This window comes from Companilactobacillus kedongensis (assembly GCF_003946625.1).
Classification (GTDB): Bacteria; Bacillota; Bacilli; order Lactobacillales; family Lactobacillaceae; genus Companilactobacillus; species Companilactobacillus kedongensis.
In genome coordinates, this window is sequence record NZ_RHOR01000012.1 from 19305 (window position 1) to 37908 (window position 18604).

The 18604-nt window shown below is 35.9% G+C and carries 17 protein-coding genes; 2 read left to right on the forward strand and 15 right to left on the reverse strand.

Going from position 1 to position 18604, the window contains the following annotated elements:
- Positions 1-2: 2 nt before the first annotated feature.
- Together EKM60_RS07700 and rpsU are read right to left on the reverse strand one after the other, a co-directional pair.
- A complete protein-coding gene (locus tag EKM60_RS07700; protein WP_125714132.1) occupies positions 3-977 on the reverse strand; it encodes a PhoH family protein in 975 nt (324 codons plus the stop codon).
- A gap of 99 nt (positions 978-1076) precedes the next feature.
- Entirely contained in the window at positions 1077-1259 is a 183-nt protein-coding gene (rpsU, locus tag EKM60_RS07705; protein WP_057765315.1) for a 30S ribosomal protein S21, read from the reverse strand.
- A 123-nt stretch (positions 1260-1382) separates the two neighbouring features.
- Between rpsU and EKM60_RS07710 the strand changes: the two genes are divergently transcribed.
- Complete coding sequence (locus EKM60_RS07710; RefSeq protein ID WP_125714134.1) at positions 1383-2204, forward strand: pyruvate, water dikinase regulatory protein; 822 nt, start codon at positions 1383-1385, stop codon at positions 2202-2204.
- A 7-nt stretch (positions 2205-2211) separates the two neighbouring features.
- On the opposite strand, the gene EKM60_RS07715 is transcribed toward EKM60_RS07710, so the two are convergent.
- The 6 genes from EKM60_RS07715 to hisS all read right to left on the reverse strand — a co-directional run bounded on the left by EKM60_RS07715 (position 2212) and on the right by hisS (position 8274).
- Positions 2212-3108: a deoxyribonuclease IV gene (locus EKM60_RS07715; protein ID WP_125714137.1), complete on the reverse strand. Its 897-nt coding sequence runs from the start codon at positions 3106-3108 to the stop codon at positions 2212-2214.
- A 77-nt stretch (positions 3109-3185) separates the two neighbouring features.
- The gene (locus tag EKM60_RS07720; RefSeq protein ID WP_125714139.1) at positions 3186-4064 is read right to left on the reverse strand and encodes a YitT family protein; all 879 of its coding nucleotides are present in this window, start codon (positions 4062-4064) and stop codon (positions 3186-3188) included.
- 70 nt (positions 4065-4134) lie between these two features.
- Positions 4135-4653 (reverse strand): peptide-methionine (S)-S-oxide reductase MsrA, encoded by a 519-nt coding sequence (gene msrA, locus EKM60_RS07725; protein WP_125714140.1) that lies wholly within the window; start codon positions 4651-4653, stop codon positions 4135-4137.
- On the reverse strand, positions 4653-5087 hold the full coding sequence (msrB, locus tag EKM60_RS07730) for a peptide-methionine (R)-S-oxide reductase MsrB (protein WP_125714142.1): 435 nt from the start codon (positions 5085-5087) through the stop codon (positions 4653-4655). The genes msrA and msrB overlap by 1 nt, the downstream gene beginning before the upstream one ends.
- Positions 5088-5233: 146 nt before the next feature.
- The gene (gene aspS, locus EKM60_RS07735; protein ID WP_125714145.1) at positions 5234-7000 is read right to left on the reverse strand and encodes an aspartate--tRNA ligase; all 1767 of its coding nucleotides are present in this window, start codon (positions 6998-7000) and stop codon (positions 5234-5236) included.
- 2 nt (positions 7001-7002) lie between these two features.
- Complete coding sequence (gene hisS / locus EKM60_RS07740; protein WP_125714146.1) at positions 7003-8274, reverse strand: histidine--tRNA ligase; 1272 nt, start codon at positions 8272-8274, stop codon at positions 7003-7005.
- 445 nt (positions 8275-8719) lie between these two features.
- Between hisS and EKM60_RS07745 the strand changes: the two genes are divergently transcribed.
- Positions 8720-10012: an N-acetylmuramoyl-L-alanine amidase gene (locus tag EKM60_RS07745; RefSeq protein WP_125714148.1), complete on the forward strand. Its 1293-nt coding sequence runs from the start codon at positions 8720-8722 to the stop codon at positions 10010-10012.
- A 78-nt stretch (positions 10013-10090) separates the two neighbouring features.
- On the opposite strand, the gene EKM60_RS07750 is transcribed toward EKM60_RS07745, so the two are convergent.
- The 7 genes from EKM60_RS07750 to EKM60_RS07780 all read right to left on the reverse strand — a co-directional run bounded on the left by EKM60_RS07750 (position 10091) and on the right by EKM60_RS07780 (position 18591).
- Positions 10091-11746: an alpha,alpha-phosphotrehalase gene (locus EKM60_RS07750; protein ID WP_125714150.1), complete on the reverse strand. Its 1656-nt coding sequence runs from the start codon at positions 11744-11746 to the stop codon at positions 10091-10093.
- A gap of 153 nt (positions 11747-11899) precedes the next feature.
- Positions 11900-12751 (reverse strand): DegV family protein, encoded by an 852-nt coding sequence (locus EKM60_RS07755; RefSeq protein WP_125714153.1) that lies wholly within the window; start codon positions 12749-12751, stop codon positions 11900-11902.
- A 2-nt stretch (positions 12752-12753) separates the two neighbouring features.
- Positions 12754-13290, reverse strand: a complete 537-nt coding sequence (locus EKM60_RS07760; RefSeq protein ID WP_125714155.1) for a DUF1836 domain-containing protein — start codon at positions 13288-13290, stop codon at positions 12754-12756.
- A gap of 123 nt (positions 13291-13413) precedes the next feature.
- Positions 13414-15039, reverse strand: coding sequence for an APC family permease (locus EKM60_RS07765; protein ID WP_125714157.1), 1626 nt, complete (start codon positions 15037-15039; stop codon positions 13414-13416).
- A 253-nt stretch (positions 15040-15292) separates the two neighbouring features.
- A complete protein-coding gene (locus EKM60_RS07770; RefSeq protein WP_125714159.1) occupies positions 15293-15919 on the reverse strand; it encodes an HAD-IA family hydrolase in 627 nt (208 codons plus the stop codon).
- A gap of 1 nt (position 15920) precedes the next feature.
- Positions 15921-16358, reverse strand: coding sequence for a D-aminoacyl-tRNA deacylase (dtd, locus tag EKM60_RS07775; RefSeq protein WP_125714161.1), 438 nt, complete (start codon positions 16356-16358; stop codon positions 15921-15923).
- A gap of 1 nt (position 16359) precedes the next feature.
- Positions 16360-18591 carry a RelA/SpoT family protein gene (locus EKM60_RS07780; RefSeq protein ID WP_318530693.1) on the reverse strand — a complete coding sequence of 744 codons (2232 nt, stop codon included), beginning with the start codon at positions 18589-18591 and terminating at the stop codon, positions 16360-16362.
- Positions 18592-18604 lie beyond the last annotated feature (13 nt).

An 18604-nucleotide genomic window follows, 5' to 3' on the forward strand; every position in this document is an offset into this window, starting at 1 on the left:
CATTATTCAGTTTTATCTGTTACATCATATGCATCGATAATTTCTGCCACAACTGGATGTCTAACAACATCAGCAGATGTAAAGTTGACGAATTCAATATGTGGTAGATTATTTAAGATTTTCTTTGCTTGAACTAGGCCACTCTTGGCATTATGTGGTAAATCGATCTGTGAGATGTCACCATTGACGATCATAGTTGATCCAAAACCTAGTCTAGTAAGAAACATTTTCATTTGTTCTTGAGTTGTATTTTGAGCCTCATCTAAAATTACAAATGATTCGTCTAAAGTACGACCTCTCATATAAGCTAAAGGCGCAACTTCGATAACACCACGCTCCAACAAACGTCCAGTATGCTCTGTTCCCAAAATTGCATACAACGCATCATAGATAGGACGCATATATGGATCAACTTTTTCTTTTAGATCACCTGGTAAGAATCCTAAGCTTTCTCCGGCTTCAACAGCAGGACGTGTCAAAACGATACGTTTAACAGTTCCCTTCTTTAAAGCTGCAACAGCCATAACAACAGCCAAATAAGTTTTACCGGTACCGGCTGGTCCAATACCAAAGGTTATATCATTGTGTTTGATAGCATTGATGTATTGTCTTTGACCAAAGTTTCTGACCCTTACAGGCTTACCACCATAATCTTTGATCAATTCATCCTTATACAGTTCCTCGAAGTAATCTAACGTCCCTCGTTCGATCATCTTAAGACCACTGACAACATCAGGAGCCCCAATACTGATCTTGTTACTTGATAGTTTGATCAATTTTTGCAAAAAGGTAATGGTCTTGGCTACATTACTCTCATCACCAGTAACATCTAGCTGATCGCCGAAGGCATGTATTTTGACGTCCATACCTTCTTCAATAAGTGTTAAATTGCTATCATTGATACCGAAGATATTTGCGGCATCCTGCTGGTTCTTAATAGTAATACTCTGCTTAACTTGTTCGCTATTTTCTGTCAATAAACACACACCCTCCTATTATCTTGAATGATAGCACAAGAATGTAAAAAACTTATAAAAAAAAGGTTAAAACATATAATGTTTTAACCTTTCTATATATTAACGACGTTTCTTGTTACGTTTACGTGCAGCTTCTGACTTAAGCTTTTTCTTTACACTTGGCTTTTCGTAAAACTCTCTCTTACGATATTCTTGAAGTGTACCACTTTTAGAGACAGAGCGTTTAAAACGACGAAGAGCATCATCTAGCGATTCATTTTCACGAACGACTGTTTTTGACATATATGATATCCCTCCTTCCGATTTAAAGCGTAACTGTCTATTTCTTTCACAGTTCATATGTTATTATAACAAAAAGAAGGTAATGTTCAAACAATTTTTTAAATTTTTTAGGAGGAATTTGTTATGTCCCAACGAGTTGATGTCTTTGCGCTATCAGATGCGGCCGGTGAAACGGCTGTCCGCGTTGCTAAAGCGGCGTTTGCACAGTTCCCACAGTTAGATATAGTTTACACAAAATATCCCTTTGTAAAGGATGACGATCAATTAAAAAAAGTCCTAAACCTTGCAAATGAGAAAAAAGCGGTCATTTTACACACTATCGTCTCCAAGGAAATCAGTGAGATCATCAATACTTACTGTCAACAACATGGAATAACCTATTACGATATTCTCAATCCTATTATTGGAACATTCGGTCAAATAACTCATGAAGAACCATTAAGAAGAAAAGGTCTGATTCATGAACTAAACCAAAACTACTTTGATATGATCTCAGCAATGGAATTCACTGTCAACAATGATGATGGTAAAAATGCCAAAGGACTACTTGAAGCCGATCTTGTCCTACTAGGTATCTCCAGAACGTCAAAAACGCCCTTATCACTCTACTTAGCTAACAAGAATATAAAGGTTGCTAACTTGCCATTAGTACCTAAGGCAGCCATTCCTGACGAATTATGGCGTGTTAATCCAAAAAAAATCGTTGGTTTGACTAACGACATGAATGTTTTGACAAAAATTAGAAGTCAAAGAATGATTGCTTATGGACTTGATCCAGATACAGCATACTCAGAAGAAGATGAAATTCAACGCGAACTGGATTACTCAAACAAGATTTACAAAGAATTAGGTTGTCCAGTCATCAATGTGGCCGATCGTTCAATTGAAGAAACAGCTGCGCTGATCATGGAACAATTAAATATCAATGGATATACAAAGAGCTAGCCTGAGGCTAGCTCTTTTTTAATTTATTCTGCATTTCTGGATCAAACTTTTGGTTTCGTAACATTTCAATTTCAAATTTATAAGGTGCTACACCTTTTTTGTCATTCTCATCTTTTTTAACGTAAGGAGTTTCCATTATCTTGGGAACTTGTTCTAACTGGGGATGATGTGCCACATAATTCAATGTATCAAATCCAATCGTTCCAAAGCCAATATTCTCATGGCGATCTTTATGTGAACCTTGATTATTTTTAGAATCATTTAAATGGATCACAGATATCTTATCAATGCCTAAAATGTGGTCAAACTCATTCAAAACACCATCAAAATCATCTTTAACATTGTAGCCAGCGTCACTCATATGGCAGGTATCCATAGTAACCGACAGTTTATCATTATGCTGACAGTGATCAAAGATCATCGCTAACTGTTCAAAATTAATGCCGACTTCAGTACCCTTACCAGCCATTGTTTCTATGGCGATACTTACTTTTTGGTTCTCATCGATGGCTTCATCTAAAGCTTCAGCAATTTGTTTTAACGCGACTTCAGGTCCTTGTTTTAAATGTGCACCAGGATGAAAGCTGAGGGCTTCAATACCTAATGCATCGGCACGTTGAATTTCATCATGCATAAATGAGATCCCAAAAGGAAGATTTTCAGGTTTAACAGTATTCCCCAAATTAACGATATATGGTGCATGACCAATAATATGGTCGATACCATACAATTTTAAAAGCCTTTGACCTTCTTCAATATTCATCTCTGAAACATCTTTACGGCGCGTATTTTGAGGTGCACCAGTAAAAATCATCATCGCATTGGCATCATAACTGTGTGCTTCTTTTGCTGATCCAGCTAACATTTTAGGTGCCTTCATTGCAACATGTGATCCAATTATCATAAGTGATCTCCTTTTAAAGTAGTAATTTCATTTTAAAACAAAAAGAGAAAAGCCGACAGCTTTTCTCTTTTATTTATCTAGTAAATATGTTTTTGATAGAACCTTCCCATTATTTTGACCGTATCGGTAACACTGACAAACGCATGTTGATCAGAGGCCTCCATAGCGGTTTCTAGATCATGTAATTCAGCTCTAGAGATAATTGTGAAGAGAATCGTCTTTTCTTCGTGTTTATAAGCACCTTCCGCATCATGAACGATAGTGATACCTCGACGCATCTCACTTTGAATCTCTGTGATCACGTTCTTAGGTTTTGACGTAACGATCATTACTTGCAGCTTTTGATCCTTATTATAGACCATATCTATAACTTGACCATTGATAAAGATACTTACCGCGCTATATAAAGCGTGAACCCATCCGAATATCAGACCGGCGCAGGTTATGATAAATACATTAAAGATGATATTTATCGTCCCTACACTTTTCCCGGTTTTCTTCCGTAAAATAATTCCTAAAATATCAATACCACCGGTAGAGATACCATTTCTCAATGACATCCCTGTACCAAACCCATTTACTACACCACCAAAAATAGCGCAGATAAGTGGATCAGCTGTGATCTTAGTACCTGGCAATAAATGCATCATTGTACTGGCTAAAGCGACTGCAACCACGGTAAACAAGGTGAATTTATGGTCGATCTTGCGCCAAGACAAAACAAATAATGGAGCATTTAATGCAAAATACATTACAGCTGTGGAGATATGAAATGGGAACCAACGTGCCGTTACCGTAGAGACTAACTGAGCGGCACCAGTTACACCAGAACCATAAATTCCACCGGGTGTCCAAAACATATTAACAGCAATTGAAACTGTGATTGAATATAAGAAAGCTACTGAAAGTTTTGATAAGTTTTGATGCCTCTCAATTAACTTATCTATTTCATCCATATCGAGATTACTCCTATAATAAATTCATTTTCACCAATGTAATCTTAGCACAGATACAGTATTTTTCAGCCTATTTCCGATGTTTTTCAATAAAACTTCCTCTTCCGCCTTTTTCTTCCATTTCAAAGCGTTCTGGATTCTTTTTATAAAAGTCTTGATGATAATCTTCAGCAACATAAAATTCTTTAGCTGGCAGGATCTGTGTAACGATCGGTTCATCAAATTGACCTGATTCTGCTAAAGTCTTTTTTTCTGACTCTGCAATCTCTTTTTGTTCCTCATTCGCATAATAAATTACAGGACGATAGCTGTCGCCACGATCTTGAAATTGACCAGTAGCATCAGTTGGATCAGCAACTTGCCAATAGATTTCAACTAACTGTTTGTATGAAAAAATATCGGCATCATAAGTAATTTTAACTGCCTCAGTATGTCCAGTAGTACCAGTACATACTTGTTCATATGTTGGATTGGCAACATGCCCGCCCGTATAACCTGAAATAACTGAAATTATTCCTGGTTGAGTATCAAATGGCTTTACCATGCACCAAAAACATCCGCCTGCAAAAATAGCTGTTTCTTTTTTCATTATTTGTCACCCTCATCGACATATTTCTTGTAATCACTGTAGTCTTCATCCATCTCATCATAAGGGATAAATTTCAAAGACGCTGAGTTGATACAATACCTCAGGCCACCCAATTCTTTAGGACCATCCTCAAAAACATGCCCTAAATGTGAGTTTGCAATACTGCTTCTAACTTCAGTCCTCTCAACCAACAGTGACCTATCCTTGTTTTCAGTTAACTTGGCAATCGGTTGACTAAATGAAGGCCAACCACAACCTGCATCAAACTTTTTGGAAGATGAAAATAATGGCTCACCACTGGCAACATCCACATAGATACCTTTTTGATAAAAATCATCATATTTGCCACTAAAAGGTCTTTCAGTGTCGGAATTTTGAGTAACTCTATATTGAATATCGTCTAAATTCTTTAAGTTTTTCTCATATTTAGTCAACGAAATCACTCCTTATTATCTGTACTATTTAGTATAACCAAGTATGAAAGCATTTCTATGATTTTGCTCAGATTTATTAAATTACTATTAAAAAAAAGATACCATAAGGACTGTATCCCCACGGCATCTCTAATTTAAGGTTAATATTATTTATCTGTCTTTGAAACTTCAATACCTAAATCAACTAATTGATTAGGATCGACTGGTCTAGGAGCATGTGTCATTGGTTCAGTAGCATTTGAATTCTTAGGGAAGGCAATAACGTCACGAATATTATCCTTGCCGGATAGAAGCATAGCAAATCTATCCAAACCAATAGCCAAACCACCATGTGGTGGACAACCGTATTGCAAGGCATCCAATAGGAAGCCAAATTGTGCGTAGGCCTTTTCTTTAGTAAAATCTAGAGCCTTAAGCATCTTTTCTTGAATTTTTGCATTATGAATACGGATAGAACCGCCACCCAATTCATAACCATTCAAGACGATATCATAACTTTGAGCATATGCCTTATGTGGATCTTCATCTAAGTAGTGAACATCCTCTTCATTTGGCATCGTAAATGGATGGTGTGCTGCAGTCCATCTTTGAATACCTTCATCATATTCAAATAATGGCCAGTTAACAACCCATGTAAAGGCAAATTCATTAGGATCAAATAAGTTTAATTCTTTTGCAATGGCAACACGTAAATAACCAAGAGCATCAGCAACAATTTTCTTCTTGTCAGCAACGAAAAGAACTAAGTCGTTGTTTTCGAGTCCCAATCGTTCTACCAAAGAACCTTCTTGATCAGTAATAAACTTGGCAATTGGTCCAGTAACTTTATCGTCATTATACTTGATCCAAGCTAAACCTTTAGCACCGAATCGTTTGATATATTCTTGATAAGATTCAATATTCTTTCTTGAATATTTATCGGCATTATTTTTGACAACGATAGCTTTAACTTGACCACCATTATCAATAGTACCTTTAAATACTTTAAACTCACTCTCGGCAAATACTTCGTTCAAGTCTTGTAGTTCCATACCAAAACGAATGTCAGGTTTATCTGAACCATAGCGAGCCATAGCGTCATCCCAATCAATTCTTGGGAATGGCAATTTAACATCAATACCCTTTTCGTCTTTCATAACACGAGCAATTAGACCTTCAGTAACTTCTTGAATTTCTTCAGCTGACATAAAACTCATTTCAAGGTCAATTTGAGTAAATTCTGGCTGACGATCTCCACGAAGATCCTCATCACGGAAACAATGTGCTAATTGATAGTAACGATCGAATCCACCTACCATCAATAATTGTTTAAATAATTGTGGTGATTGTGGCAATGCATAGAATTGTCCTGGATAAACACGTGAAGGAACAAGGTAATCACGAGCACCTTCTGGTGTTGATGGGGTCAAGTTAGGTGTTTCAATATCGATAAAACCGTTGTCATGTAAGTATTCGTGAACTGAATGCTTGATTTGTGCTCTGGTTCTAATAGCCTTTTGCATTTCAGGTCTACGTAAATCAAGATAACGATACTTTAACTTAGTTTCTTCAGAGGCATCGACATCATCAGTGATTTCAAATGGTGGTGTAACTGATTTATTCAATAGTTCAACAGTATCAACAACAACTTCAACCTTACCAGTCGTCATTCTATCATTGATCGCACTGTCGTCACGTAATCTTACTGTACCCAAAACATTGATAACATATTCTGAACGCAATGACTCAGCAATTTCCAATGCTTCTTTATGGTCAGTATTAAAAACTAATTGTACGATACCTTTGTAATCACGAAGATCGATAAAAATCAATCCACCGAGATCACGACGTTTTTGTACCCAACCGTCTAGAGATACTCGTTGACCAACATATTTTTCGGTAATGCTACCGCAGTAGTCTGTTCTCTTTTCCATTATTATCCCTCGATTTTCTTTAATTCATCAGTTAAATTATCCAATGATACGCTGACCTGATCACCAGTTGCCATATTCTTAACACTGGCCGTATTGTTTTCGATCTCATTGTCACCGATAGTAACTGTATATTTAGCTTGTAAATGATCTGCAGTCTTAAATTGAGCTTTGATCTTTCTTTGCAAGTAATCTTTATCAGCTGCAAATCCAGTACTTCTCAATTTAGACAAAATCTTTACAGAAGCTTGCTCTGCCTTTTGACCAATAGTAACAAGATAAACATCCAAGTCATTATTAATAACTAGATCCTCATCCTTCAACAAAAGCATCAGACGTTCAACACCTAATCCAAAACCAATTCCTGGTGTCTGTGGTCCACCTAATTCTTCAACCAATCCATTGTAACGACCACCGGCTAAAACAGTGATTTCTTTGTTATCAAATGCCGGGTCAGTTACCATAAATTCAAAAATAGTATGGTTGTAGTAGTCAAGTCCACGGACCATTGTTGAATCGACTTCGTAATTAACATCCAGTTCATCAAGTAGTTGTTTTAAATATTCAAAACGTTCTCTAGAAGCATCATTTAGATAATCCAAAATAGATGGTGCGTTAGCAACGATTTTCTTATCACCCGCATCTTTACTATCTAAGATCCTCAATGGATTCTTCTCTAATCTGATCTTAGAATCATCACTCAATTGATCCTTAAATGGAGTAAAGTAATCAACCAATGCACGGTGATAGTTTTCACGTGACTCTGGATCACCCAAAGTATTGATGGCCACTTTGAGATTCTTAATCCCCAACTCATTTAGGAAATTTAGACCCATAGTAATAACTTCAACATCTAATTCTGGAGAATCAGAACCAAAAGCTTCAACTCCGATTTGATGAAATTGTCTTTGGCGGCCCGATTGAGGACGTTCATATCTGAACATTGGTCCCTTATACCAAACTTTGTAAGGCTTGATATGTTCTGGTCCGTAGAGTTTATTCTCAACATAAGCTCTTACAACACCCGCTGTACCTTCTGGACGAAGTGCCAAACGACGGTCACCTTTATCTTTAAAATCGTACATTTCTTTTGAAACGATATCTGATGTATCACCAGAAGAACGTTCAAAAACTTCGTATGATTCAAAAATTGGTGTTCTTATTTCTGAAAAACGATAATGACTAAAAACTCTTTGTGCGACAGATTCTACATACTGCCACTTTGCTGATTCACCGGGTAAAATATCCATCGTACCCTTTGGCTTTTGGTAACGCATAAAATTCTCCTTTTATGGATCACCGCACAAAAAAAGCACTCCTGCCAATGAAGACAAGGGTGCTCATGCACGGTACCACCTAGTATTTTTGCTACAGTTAACGCCTGTCAAACGATTATAAAACGTCACAATCTGATTACTCACCTGTTCTCAGCCTGCAGGTTCTCTGTACAGCAATTTCTGATCTGATTAAGAATATAAATATAAACTAATCAAAATGGGCCTAATTGTCAAGTTGCTTTTGTATCATTATATAATAGTAAGCGGTTACTTATTCGTTTTTCTGATCAATAAATCGCTTATATGGCAATTTAATTAATATTTTTTCGATAAAAATGTCAAATTTCTATGAATTTTTAGCTTTCTATCTTTCAAGTTTCAGTTTTTTTCAGTAAGATAGATATATACATGAAATCATTATAGCGACAACAAAGGAATCCTTTAAATGAAAAAGATAATAACTTTTTTAATTAAAAACAAGCTATTTGTTGCCATTGTTTTTTTAATCTCCATATCGAGTTGGTCGACTGTAGCTTTGGCAAATGCCAATTCAATTGTTGTTGAATCCGATTCGGTAAATGTCCGAGTTGGTCCAGGGTTGTCTTACTCCAATATGGGACAAGTTAAAAAAGGCGATAAATTAGCCATCTTAGCTGAAAAAAACAAATGGTACCAAGTCCGCCTTTCTGGAGACAAAATTGGTTGGGTTGCAAGTTGGCTGATCGATAATACTGAAGTCAGCTCAGCAACTAATAAAGTTGGAATCGTAAAGGTCCCTAACACTACCGTATTTCAGAAAAATAACTCTGATAGTGAAGTTCTTGGAACTATCGAACAGTCACAAAAAGTCACCGTCATGTATCAAGAACAGAACTGGTCACAGATTCTCTATAAGGGAACAGCTGCTTGGGTAAAGAGTCAATTTATTCAGGGGACTCAAGAGACTTCTAGTTCTTCCAATACTTCTAGTGATGACATTAAAACTGTCACAGTCACACAAGCTAATACAAAGTTACGTATTGAGCCAAATGACAATGGTCGTGTTATCAAGAGTATTAATGTTGGTAAGAAGTTCGACTATCTAAGTAAATCCGGTAATTGGTATAAAGTTCGTGATAGTGACGGATCAGTCGGTTATATCGCTAGTTGGTTAGTAACCATATCAGGTTCAAAGAGTGCTGTTAAATCAGCCGCCACTAACATCTCCGAAGCCACGATCGTAATTGATCCCGGCCATGGTGGTACTGACGTTGGAGCCGAATCCTCAAAGAAAACTTACGAAAAGAATTTCACTTTAAAATATGCTAAAGCAATTAAATCTGACCTTGAAAAGACAGGTGCAAGAGTCGTTCTAACGCGTTCAGGTGATGATACCAAATCACTTGGCGATCGTGCCCGCCTCTCAAGTAAAATTGAAGCCGACGCCTATATCAGTCTCCACTTTGATTCTAGTGATCAATCTGACTCCGGTTCTGGTGTAACGACTTATTACTATGATAAAGATAAAGATGGTCAATTAGCTACTGATATAAATAGTCAATTAAAGAATTTAGCGATTGATAATCGTGGAACTCAACAAAAAGACCTATATGTATTACATTACAATAGTCAGCCTTCAGTATTGATCGAGCTTGGTTACATCAACTCTTCAGCAGATTATAAACATATTAACTCTGACAGTTATAAAGAAGAAGTTGCTAAAGATGTTACAAATGGTTTAAAAGAATACTTCAAATAAAATAACCGTCCTGAGAAATTAATAATTTCTCAAGACGGTTATTTTTATCGATCAAATTTAATTACTGAATCCTATTTATTAAACATCTTTTTTCTCTAACATCAAAGCTTCATATGGACGTAATTTAACTACTTTATCTTTCTTACGAAAATCGCCATAATTACCTAAAATTAAATTGTAATCGCTCTTAACTGTTCTTAACTGTACCTTTTCGGTAAAGTTTGCCATGACCAAAATTTTAGTATCGTCCTTACTTCTAACGTATGAGTAGACCGAATTATCATTGTGATCAAGCAATTTATAATTACCTTCGATCAAGGTGTCATTTTTCTTACGCATTTTGATCAAACGTTGATAGAAATTAAAGACATTATTCGGTGAATTTCTAACTGTTTCTACTGAGTAATTGTCCTTTTTAATTGGTTTTAACCACGGTATACCCGTCGTAAAACCATAATTTTTACTTGTATTCCATTGCATTGGTATACGTGCATTCTCGCGTGATTTTTGTTGTAACACTTTAATTGCCGTATTTTTATCAGTTCCATTATCAACCATCATATGATAGGCATTGATTGATTCATGATCCTTATACTGCTTAATATCCGTAAAGTATGAATTCTTCATAGCTATTTCTTCACCCTGATAGATATAAGGCGTACCTTGAAGACCAAATTGTACTAATGCCAATAGTTTAGCTGACTGGTCACGGTACTTATTATCGTTTAAAAATCTCGATATTGCTCGCGGCTGATCATGATTATTCCAGAACAGAGCATTCCAGCCGTGATTTTGATGCATCTTAACTTGCCAATCACTGATAATACTCTTCAGATCAGTTAACTTATACTTGCCTAAAGTCCATTTTTTACCATTGGTATAGTCAACCTTGACGTGATGGAATGTAAAAGCCATTGAAAGTTCTTCACGGTTAGGATTCGTATATTTGACTGCTTCGCTAACGGGGGTCGACGACAACTCACCTACGGTTACAAAATTGTTAGGGCCGAATACCTTACGATACATTTCATGAATATATTCATGCACATGCGGACCATTAGTATAGAAATTTCTTCCATCATCTGTTGGTGTTTCAAACGTATCATTCGGCATCTTCTCAGCTTTAGAAATATTATTGATAACATCCAGTCTAAAACCATCAATACCCTTATTAGCCCAGAATGTCATCATCTTAAAAATCTCTTGACGTAATTTAGGATTACGCCAATTTAAGTCAGGCATCGTTACATCATACAAATGTAGATAATATTGATTTAACGACGGAACATATTGCCATGCACTGCCACTAAATTTAGAAACCCAATTATTGGGTTCATGTCCATCAACAGGATCTTTAAATAAATAATAGTCGTGATAAGGATTGTCCTTAGACTTAATAGCCTCTTTAAACCACACATGCTCGTTTGAGGTATGATTTAGAACCATATCCATAATTACCTTTATATTACGTTTATGAGCTTCTTTCAAAAGATTTTCAAAATCTTTCATAGTCCCAAAGATTGGATCGATCTGATAATAATCAGCAATATCATAACCATTGTCATTACCAGGTGAAACATACATCGGTGTGATCCAAATAAGTTCAATTCCCAAGTCATGTAGATAATCTAATCGAGAAATAATACCATTGATATCGCCAATTCCATCTCCATTTGAATCTTGAAAACTTCTAGGATAAATCTGATACACGGTAGACTTTTGCCACTGCTGCATTCTGTAATCTCCTCAATTTCTTTCAAACACATTTTCATAAGTATCCTATAATTTGTCTAAACATATGTCAAATTTGTTGTACTATTTATTTGCTATTATTACTTGTTTAATTAAAAATGTCTGACCACAAATTGTGATCAGACATTTTTGATATTACAATAAACAAACTCCGACTCCAACTAGACCTGGTCCCGTATGTACTCCTAGTGCCGGTCCAACTTGACCAAAGAAGTTTTTAGTTCCATTAATACCCTTACTATCTAAAAGTGCCAACATATTTCCACCGGATTTTTCATCCGCTCCATGTCCAACGGCCAATAAATATTTTTCATGATCACCGATAAACTTGGTAACCATATCTAACATCATTTTTTGACCCTTCTTCATTCCACGTGCCTTAGCAGCGGTTGTATATATTCCGTCAGAATTACAAGTGATTATTGGTGCTAATTTAAGCATACTTCCGACTACTGATGTAACTAAACCGATTCTACCTCCAGCTCTTAAATACTCAAGAGTTGGGATACAAAAATAAACTACAGTATTATCGATCATCTTTTGAGTCTTTTTCAGAACCGTTTCGTAATCCGATCCTGCATCAATTTCATCTTTAGTTCCTACAGCTATAAGGCCAGCTGCAACAGCCACTTGCTTCGTGTCGAATGACGTGTAAGTGAACCTGCCATCATCATCTAATAGGACTTTTAGAAAATTATAAGTCCCACTCAATCCTGATGAAATAGATATTGAAATAATATGAGTATAACCATCATTATAAATTTCATCTAATGTTCTTTGAATCACTTCACCCGAAGGCAATGACGTCTTAGGTATTTCTGATTCCAAATCATCGTAAACTTCAACCGCTGAAATATCTACTCGATCTAGATATGTTTTATTTTTATAAATAATTTGCATGGGTATTTCATAAATACCACTTTTTTCTAAGTATTCCTCTGGTATATCACAACAAGAATCTACCAAAACAGCAATTTTTTCAGTCATTATTATTTACTCTTTTCTTCTGATGCTCCATTTTCGATCATTAATACTTTACGTGTCATCCACTTGGTGGCAAAAGACACAGTCACCATCTCTACCATCAAGTAGGCTGATGTTGAATTATCTTCAGAAATCTTCTGCTTTTCATTACGGTAATTTAGCATTCTCAATGCCAATTCTTGTTTCTCACAAAAGAAATCAAACGCCTTCTCTATCCCACCATTTAGACTAGTCATTACCTCTAAACCAGATTTGATCTCATTCATTGAAACCACTTGTTTTAGAAAAGTAATGGCAATCAGATATGCCAAATGTTCTTTGGTATATCTCTTTTTAATGGGACGTGGCAGTAAACCATTCTTTACATAATTATTAACCATCGAAGATGTAACTATTGGTCCGTCCTCGATCCAAATAGGACTTAAATATTTTTCAATAAGTGTTAATAACTGATCACGATATAAATCGAGTTCCGGAAGGTCCGCCCACCTAGGTAATTTGAATTTTTCTAAATTATCTAACCATTTTTGCAATTCGTCCATTAAAAAGCACCTCTTTGTAATTACTAATATAATTTATCATAATATTGATTATCGTTCAATCTAGTTTTTAAAACTAGATTGAATAAAACAAAAAAAGATCAGGATTTCTCCCAATCTTTTAGATTAACCTTCTGAAATTAAATCACGTTCGTGCCAACCTATGGCGACGATTATCAGAATACCAATAATACTTAGTCCGGCGACCATAGCGATATTATTATTCATCTTTGAACCACCTAGATATAAGTCACCAACAATGACGACTAACAAGGCAGCCAAAATTCCTGTCCATTGTAAACGTGTGAATGCAGAACCAGTCTTACTTCTCATCTCACGACGTGTTACGTAAGGCATAATCGTTCCCAAGCCGATCAGAACAATAATAGCAACAAAGTTAATGATCAACTCATACCACCATGTACTTGAAGCTAAAGGCACATCTTGAGGTGCAATACCAAAGACTGTAGCGACACCTGTAATTATCAAGCACCACCAACCAACTGATAAGGCGATCTTATCATTTTTGATATAAACATAATCTGATGGGTATTTTTTACTATCCATACGGATCTTAATAAAGGCAAAGAAGATCCAACATGTAACACCTGGCGAAATGATTCCGTTAAGATTCAATAGCCAGTTAAAGATATCATTCATACTTGGTAAGAAAATACCTAGTAACATGATAAAGGCACTCAAACCACAAGTTAGTAGATAACCATTTACTGGTAAACCTGACTTATTCTTCTTACGAAGAACTTTTGGCATAAATTTAGCACCGGTATCAGAAATTAACATTCTTGTCATAGCATCTAATAGGACAGCCAATAACGCAGCCAAATAGAATACTTCTGTCCAAGAGAAAATATACATCAATGAATTACCAATATGGAATTGTTCACCTAAAGCTTGGAAAGCATAGTATGAACCGTTCATCTTCAAATCATTTGGTAAATGATAAGCATTAAAGAAGACACCCAATGAAAATGATCCAAAAATAGTTAAGAATGCTGTCATAACAGCTAACATGATCATAGCTTTAGGGAATTCACTCTTAGGTTTACGCATCTTAGTAATGAATGGTGCGATAAGTTCAGCTCCATTCATAGCATAGATCAATAGTCCTAATGTAGTTAAATAATGTAAATCAAACTTAGGTACGATTGTATGTACATTCATTGGTTGAGTAGCGATATGTCCGCCCATTGCCAAGGCAGCAAATGTCATGATAACAAACAATACTGTCATCCCAAACATTGCAACACCACCGATAGTACTCAAGATCTCAAGTGAATGCTTGAATCTCGATTGAACGAAAATAAAGACGATAAAAGTTACAACAGTCCAAAAAGCAAACCAACCATTAGACATTGTATCTTGGAGTTTACCATTTCCGTTCCAAGCCCAACCCAATCCAACAACGATTGAATTAGCTGTATCAACAACATAAGGAACTGATGCAGCCCAGTATGTCCAAGCTGTAAAATATCCCAAAAATTCGCCACTAGTTCCGCGAACCCAAGATGTCAGTCCACCACCTTCGTGATTAAAGACTGATCCTAGTTGTCCAACCATAAGTGAATATGGAATGACATATAAAAATAGCATGATAACCCATGAGGTGATAACACCCATTCCTTGATTTTGGAAGTTGTAGGTTAAGTCATCAAAACCAATTACCGTAACGAAGCTCATTAGGGCCAGCACAGGCCAACTAATGAAGGACTTCTTCGGTTCTAAACTCTCCATAAATAAATCCCCCGATAATGAAATATAAAATATATAACGTGCAACTAAATATTTTACAACTTATTGAAAAATAGACTAGTTGAAAACGTTTTAAGAATTAAGCTAATATGACAATATTTCATATGAAGGTGGAGCTGATCCTCTATGTCCAATGTACTCACGATTAGGCGGAATAGAAGTCCATATTAATCTATTAGATTTCATAATTCCCCCTTCAACAAAAAAAGACGCACACTTATTTATACGTCTCTTATTAAATAATTTCATTCAATTCATTTAATTTACTGATTTTGTAGTCGGAATCAAAGTTATCCTCTTCATCACTCAACAAAATAGTTTTTGCGGAAACACTTTTCCCAAAATCTATATCTATTTTCCGATCACCGACAACAAACATATCCTGTGCGCTCAAATTATATTTACCCATCAAATAATTCAGCATATCAGGATCTGGTTTTCTAGTATGGTCATCAGCAACACTGACAATTTCATCAAAGTAATCAGATATTTCTAATTTCTTAGCAATATCATAGATCGACTTATCACGATGAGTAACAATGAATTGCTGATAACCTTGGGACCTACAATAATCCAAGCTTATTTTTGCATGTGGCATTAATCGTATCTGATCGTGAAATTCATTCTCGTGTAATGTATATGTCTTATAGAAAGTATCAAGACCATCAATTGATGTATCTTCATTCTTTTCCAAAAGTCCTGCTACAAATTTTCTGATAGATGTTGCTTTGATCCCGCTATAAATAGTATCTTTTGAAAGTTTTATTTTGAAATTTTCTTCCAAGGCCTTTTGAGTTGCCGCAACCATCCCTGGATAACTATTGGCTAAAGTTCCGTCAAAATCCCAAATTATACTTGTCATTTTATCGCTCCATTATTATTGTTACTGGTCCGTCATTAGTCAGAGCAACTTGCATATCTGCACCAAATTCACCAGTTTCGACAGTTAAATCATAGCTTCTCAACGTTTGATTAAACTGATCATACTTTTGACTAGATGACTCAAAGTCGCCCGCTCCAATGAAACTAGGACGATTACCCTTCTTAGTATCAGCATAGAGTGTAAATTGTGATATCGATAAAATGCTACCTTTGACATCTTTAACTGATAAGTTCATTTTGCCTTCATCATCAGTAAAAATTCTCATATTGGCAATTTTATGAGCCATGTAATTCAATGTTTCTGTTGTATCTTCATTCGCAAAAGCCACCAATAAACAAAGCCCTTGGTCAATTTGACCTAAAACTTTATTATCAACTGAAACTTTTGCTTTTGAAGCTCGTTGGATAACTACTTTCATATTATTCTATTGTCCTTTTGATTTCATAAACGTCAGGAATATTATTCAGTTTAGAAATTATTTTGTCTAGATGTTCTTTATTATTAACTCCAACACTCACATGAATAACTGCCATTTTCTCTCTATCAAGACGTCCATTAACATTATTCAATGAATTAGTTGTGGAATTGATAACTTGTAATACTTCGTTTAACAAGCCATTACGATTGAAAGCATAAATATCAAGTTCAGCTGAATAACGCTTATCTTGAGTAACATTATCCCAGCTGACTTCGATGAAACGTCGTTTAGCTTCTTCACTCTGAACATTTGGACAATCAGCTCTATGAATTGTCAATCCACGTCCCTTAGTGATATAGCCAACAATTTTATCCCCAGGAATAGGACTGCAACACTTAGCTAAACGTATCAAAAGATTATCGATGCCTTGAACTGAAATGCTGTTATTAGGATTATCCTGTGTCTTCTTTACTTGCGTACTTTCATTTTGCTGTGGCTTTTTCTCTTCAGCATCATCAGTTATCAATGAATCTTCAAGTTCTTTTTTCTCAGCTTCCTTTTTCTTATCAGGATCTTCACTGAGTAACTTATGGACCACATTGATAGCAGACAATTCGCCATAACCGACAGCATTAAACAATTCATCTGGATCAGTAAAATTAAAGATTTCCATCGCTATTTCTAAATGCTTTTTATCAAGGTACTTTTTGGAAGATAGTGAACGATTCTTTAATTCTTCTTCGATCGATTCACGACCAATATCAATATTTTCTTGACGATCTTTAACACGGAAGTAACGCTTGATCTTGTTTCTAGATCTTGATGTATAAACAACATTTACCCAATCTCGACTTGGTTTAGCGCTGGTACTAGTCAAAATTTCGACAATGTCACCATTCTTTAATTGATAATTTAAAGGAACCATTCTGGCGTTGACTTTCGAACCAACTGAATGATTACCAACTTCAGTATGTACTTGATAAGCAAAGTCCAGTGTCGTTGAGCCCTTTGGCAATTCGACAACTTCACCTTGAGGTGTAAAGACGTAGACACGATCATTAAAAATTTCACCTTTAACGGACTTCATAAAGTCAGCCGCATTATCAGAATTCTCTTGTAACTCTAGAATTTCTCTAAAGACATCGATTTTTTGCTCATTCTCATCAATCTGGACACCTTCAAAGTTTCCTTCTTTATAAGCCCAGTGTGCAGCAACACCATATTCAGCGACTTCATGCATCTTGTACGTTCTGATTTGGACTTCAAGCGGCTGACCACCGGGTCCAATAATGGTTGTATGAAGTGATTGATAACCATTGGCCTTTGGTACAGCAATATAATCTTTGAAGCGTCCTGGAATAGGCTTCCACTTTGAGTGAATCGAACCTAAAACAGCATAACAATCTTTAACTGAATCAACCACGATCCTAATTGCTAAAAGATCATACAATTCAGAAAATTGCTTATGCTTATCACGCATCTTCTTATATATAGAATAAATATGTTTAGGACGACCGTAGATATCATATTTGATACCTAAAGCATCGACGCTAGTTTTTATATAGTCAATTGCTTCCGCAATATAAGCCTCTCTTTGATCACGCTTACTATTCATCAAGTGAACGATACGGTAATATTGCTGAGGATTAATGTAATGAAGTGATAGATCCTCTAGTTCCCATTTAATCTTACTGATACCTAATCTATCAGCAAGTGGAGCGTAAATTTCCAACGTTTCTGTAGCAATTCGACGTTGTTTATCGGGACGTAATGCCTTAAGCGTACGCATATTATGTAATCTATCAGCGAGTTTTACCATAATGACACGTAGATCCTTAGCAGTCGCTAAAAGCATCTTACGGTGATTTTCAGCCAATAATTCCTGATGAGAGCGATACTTGTACTTACTTATCTTGGTAACTCCATCAACGATAGTAGCAACTTGATCCCCAAATAACTCGTTAACATCTCCAAGTGTGATATTAGTATCTTCAACAACATCATGAAGATATCCAGCAGCCACAGTATATGGATCCATGTGTAAAGAAGCAAGAATCTGGGCTACTTGAGTTGGATGAATGATATAAGGCTCGCCAGTAGCTCTTTTTTGCTCTTTATGAACATAGGCCGCAAATTTATACGATTTGTTAACAAATTCAACATGTTCTTCATTCATATATTTGCGACAAATGTCTAGGACTTCGTCAGGAGTATAATCTATATGCTTTTTCAAATTTTGTCCCACC

What these genes read in the sequence shown, in the direction of transcription:
- EKM60_RS07770 (WP_125714159.1), bottom strand. Translation starts at nt 15,919, where the DNA reads ATGACAAGTATAATTTGGGATTTTGACGGAACTTTAGCCAATAGTTAT.
- EKM60_RS07710 (WP_125714134.1), top strand. Translation starts at nt 1,383, where the DNA reads ATGTCCCAACGAGTTGATGTCTTTGCGCTATCAGATGCGGCCGGTGAA.
- rpsU (WP_057765315.1), bottom strand. Translation starts at nt 1,259, where the DNA reads ATGTCAAAAACAGTCGTTCGTGAAAATGAATCGCTAGATGATGCTCTT.
- EKM60_RS07765 (WP_125714157.1), bottom strand. Translation starts at nt 15,039, where the DNA reads ATGGAGAGTTTAGAACCGAAGAAGTCCTTCATTAGTTGGCCTGTGCTG.
- msrA (WP_125714140.1), bottom strand. Translation starts at nt 4,653, where the DNA reads ATGAAAAAAGAAACAGCTATTTTTGCAGGCGGATGTTTTTGGTGCATG.
- EKM60_RS07760 (WP_125714155.1), bottom strand. Translation starts at nt 13,290, where the DNA reads ATGGACGAATTGCAAAAATGGTTAGATAATTTAGAAAAATTCAAATTA.
- EKM60_RS07720 (WP_125714139.1), bottom strand. Translation starts at nt 4,064, where the DNA reads ATGGATGAAATAGATAAGTTAATTGAGAGGCATCAAAACTTATCAAAA.
- dtd (WP_125714161.1), bottom strand. Translation starts at nt 16,358, where the DNA reads ATGAAAGTAGTTATCCAACGAGCTTCAAAAGCAAAAGTTTCAGTTGAT.
- EKM60_RS07750 (WP_125714150.1), bottom strand. Translation starts at nt 11,746, where the DNA reads ATGCAGCAGTGGCAAAAGTCTACCGTGTATCAGATTTATCCTAGAAGT.
- hisS (WP_125714146.1), bottom strand. Translation starts at nt 8,274, where the DNA reads ATGCGTTACCAAAAGCCAAAGGGTACGATGGATATTTTACCCGGTGAA.
- EKM60_RS07745 (WP_125714148.1), top strand. Translation starts at nt 8,720, where the DNA reads ATGAAAAAGATAATAACTTTTTTAATTAAAAACAAGCTATTTGTTGCC.
- EKM60_RS07715 (WP_125714137.1), bottom strand. Translation starts at nt 3,108, where the DNA reads ATGATAATTGGATCACATGTTGCAATGAAGGCACCTAAAATGTTAGCT.
- aspS (WP_125714145.1), bottom strand. Translation starts at nt 7,000, where the DNA reads ATGGAAAAGAGAACAGACTACTGCGGTAGCATTACCGAAAAATATGTT.
- EKM60_RS07755 (WP_125714153.1), bottom strand. Translation starts at nt 12,751, where the DNA reads ATGACTGAAAAAATTGCTGTTTTGGTAGATTCTTGTTGTGATATACCA.